3 protein-coding genes are annotated in these 2,762 nt (G+C 50.5%); all 3 read right to left on the bottom strand.

Going from position 1 to position 2,762, the window contains the following annotated elements; translation table 11 throughout:
* Nucleotides 1–19: 19 nt before the first annotated feature.
* A complete protein-coding gene (locus tag JCM12539_RS12345; RefSeq protein ID WP_054651834.1) occupies nt 20–1,657 on the bottom strand; it encodes a peptide ABC transporter substrate-binding protein in 1,638 nt (545 codons plus the stop codon).
* Nucleotides 1,658–1,938: 281 nt separating this feature from the next.
* A complete protein-coding gene (locus JCM12539_RS12340; RefSeq protein WP_054651832.1) occupies nt 1,939–2,118 on the bottom strand; it encodes a hypothetical protein in 180 nt (59 codons plus the stop codon).
* Between the two features lie 20 nt (nt 2,119–2,138).
* The gene (locus JCM12539_RS12335; RefSeq protein WP_054651830.1) at nt 2,139–2,339 is read right to left on the bottom strand and encodes a CsbD family protein; all 201 of its coding nucleotides are present in this window, start codon (nt 2,337–2,339) and stop codon (nt 2,139–2,141) included.
* Nucleotides 2,340–2,762: the final 423 nt, after the last annotated feature.

Raw genomic sequence — 2,762 nt, 5'->3', positions numbered from 1 at the left:
GCAGCGGGCCTGTTTACCGTTATTTGTTAGTGACACCGACAAAATCAACTAGGTTATTCGGGCTATAGTGTAGCCCCTGGATGCTGGTGTTAGTGAGGTGCGCCTCACCGGATTGATAAAGTGGAATAATACCCATATTCCGTGTCAGAATTTGGTTGGCCTGGGTTAAGTCCTGCCAACGACGACTGACGCTCGTCACGTCCGTGGTTTTAGAGGCGGCAATGAGGCGGTCGTATTCCTGGTTGGACCACTGACCGTCGTTATTAGCGTTGTTGGTCGTGAACAGGTCGAGGTAGGTGATGGCGTCCGGAAAGTCTGCGCCCCAGGTGGCGAGGAGGACGTCAAAGTTGTGTTTGCGACCCAAGTCGAGTCGTGTTTTTGCGGGCACCGTTTTGGCATTCACGGTGACTTGGGGGAACGCCTTGGTCCACGCGCCCTGCAGGTACTCTAACGTGTTTTTACCCGCATCCGTGTCGTCAGAAGTGAGGGTGAAACTGAACTTCGAGATACCGGCCTCTTTGAGTCCAGCCTTCATCAGCCGCTTGGCCTTGGCGAGATCATATTGCGTATAACCACTCACAGCTTTACCTGAAGTGGTCGCAAAGTCTTTGCCGGTTTGGCTGTTCGTAAATAAGCCGACTGGTACGACCGTATTAATGCGGGAGGAACCATCGCTGAGGACCTTCTTTAAGTACTGTGTGCGGTTAATCGCCAACGACAAGGCTTCGCGGACCTTTTGGTTTCGCAATGCGGGTACCTTGCTCTGGTTCATTTCGATGAAGTATGAGCGCTGTAATTTCACGGTATTGTACGCCTTATCGTTAACCATCTGCGTTGCGGTGTCGCCGGAAATAATGGCGTCGTCAAGTTTACCCGCCTGGAACAGGTTCACCGCGGTTGACGTATCCTTCACTACCTGCACGTTAATACGTTTAACGTGTACATTCTTAGCGTTCCAGTAGTCGGGATTTTTGGTCTCCGTCCAGCTGTTGTTAGCGTTACTCCATTTGGTTAGACGGTAGGGACCGTTGAACGTGAGGGTGGAGGACTTGGTACCGAACTGACTGCCCGCCTTCCTAACGGCACTCTCTTCAACGGGGTCAAAGACATTCAGGGTCACTAGCGATTCAAAGTAGGGGATGACGTGATCCAACGTGACTTTGAAGGTAGTGGCGTTCACGGCGGTCACACCTAGCGAATCGGGCTTCGCGGTGCCAGCCGTAATGGCATCGGCGTTTTTGATGCCGCTAAAAACGTACGCGTACTCGGACTTGGTCGCAGGATCGACCGTTCGGCGCCACGAGTAAACGAAGTCGTTGGCTGTGACGCGCTTGCCATCGCTCCACCGGGCGTTCTTGCGGAGGTGGAAAGTATAAGTTTTCTGGTCGGCCGAAATAGTTGCTCTGCGCGCAGCCATATCGGGCTGCAGTTTGTTGCCGTGGTACCGGTACAACCCGGCCATGGTGTCGGTCAGGGTCTGCATGGAGACGTTATCGGGCGCTTGGGCCGGATCCATTGATGTCAAGACGTCCTTAACCATCCGGCTGACCGTCTGCGTCTTTGCTTGTCCAGATTGGGTGGACTTCTGCCCGCAGGCGGTCAACATGAGTGCTGACGTAAGCAAAGTGATTCCCGCGACTAGATACTGCTTCTTCATATGTATATTGCCCCCAGAATGTTTGAATTGTGAATTGATTTATAGAATAAGAATACCTTATTCAGACGGTGTCGGCACTGGTAAAACGAAAATAATGTAACGGCTTACGGGGGGATGTTGCCACAGATTGTGTATGGCAAGTTATTATCGAGTGTCTGGCCAATAAAATACGCGTACGTTGGGGCGTACGCGTAAAGAAGAATGGTGTCTTTGGGGAGACACATTGTTATTAGTGGTTAGTAGTTACTAGGGATGGAGTACACTAACCCGCCGCAATATTTTCAAGGCCGATCACGTTCCTGGTTGCCGCCAACGGGGACGTGTCGGTCAAACTTGGCCTTACGTTTACCCTCAGTGTGGCGTAGATGATCCTGAGCCCGAAATGCTGGAGCGTGGTTATGCGTGTTGCCGGCCCTAGGGGTAGGGTCTGGTTGGTCACGTGCATGATCCTTGTCAGTCATATTGTGACACCTCCATTGTGCTAGTGGTCGTCAGTGACCTTGTCAACGGTGTCGTTCAGCTTCTTAGCACCTTTTTCCTTGAGGTCATCAGCCTTTTCACGTGCCTTACCACGTAACTTTTGTGCTTTACCTTTGGCCTCGAGGGTTTCGTTGCCAGTCAACTTACCGGCCTGCTCCTTAACGGTACCGGCCACCTTGTCCTTAGCTTCCTTCGCGTCCATGTGGTCACCTCCTTTCTTGTATAACTTAATTATAGGGGAGCGTATAAGGTAATTAATAGCCTTGATTTTTTTTGTGCTGGAGCGGAAACGGTTGCAAAGGTTGAGTCAGAACGTACGTAATGTAATTAAGGTGGGACAATATGCTCGAAAGTCAGCTACGACTTCCGCGTTAACGCTTGGTGTGCTTGGATTTTTTTATACTAGGGTAGGGTTTGTAGCGATATTATTGTTACATAATGATAACGATTGTTTGGCTTGACAAATTTCAAAAATAATTTAATTTGGTGGTTAAATTTACGGATTCCCACAGATGTTGGGCGGTTTTGGCGAAATTTAAAGATTGTCTGGGATTAATGCGGTGCCAGATTGGAGGTTGCTATTGGCAGGTCGAACTGACGTGGCGGTTCCGGTTGAGCGGCTGGT

The organism is Lacticaseibacillus pantheris DSM 15945 = JCM 12539 = NBRC 106106 (genome assembly GCF_001311175.1).
Taxonomy (GTDB): Bacteria; Bacillota; Bacilli; order Lactobacillales; family Lactobacillaceae; genus Lacticaseibacillus; species Lacticaseibacillus pantheris.
Note: the sequence above shows the minus strand (reverse complement) of the source record. Positions and strands in the feature narration are given on the sequence as shown.

Coding starts and splice junctions, on each gene's coding strand:
- JCM12539_RS12340 (WP_054651832.1), bottom strand. CDS start 2,118: ATGACTGACAAGGATCATGCACGTGACCAACCAGACCCTACCCCTAGG.
- JCM12539_RS12345 (WP_054651834.1), bottom strand. CDS start 1,657: ATGAAGAAGCAGTATCTAGTCGCGGGAATCACTTTGCTTACGTCAGCA.
- JCM12539_RS12335 (WP_054651830.1), bottom strand. CDS start 2,339: ATGGACGCGAAGGAAGCTAAGGACAAGGTGGCCGGTACCGTTAAGGAG.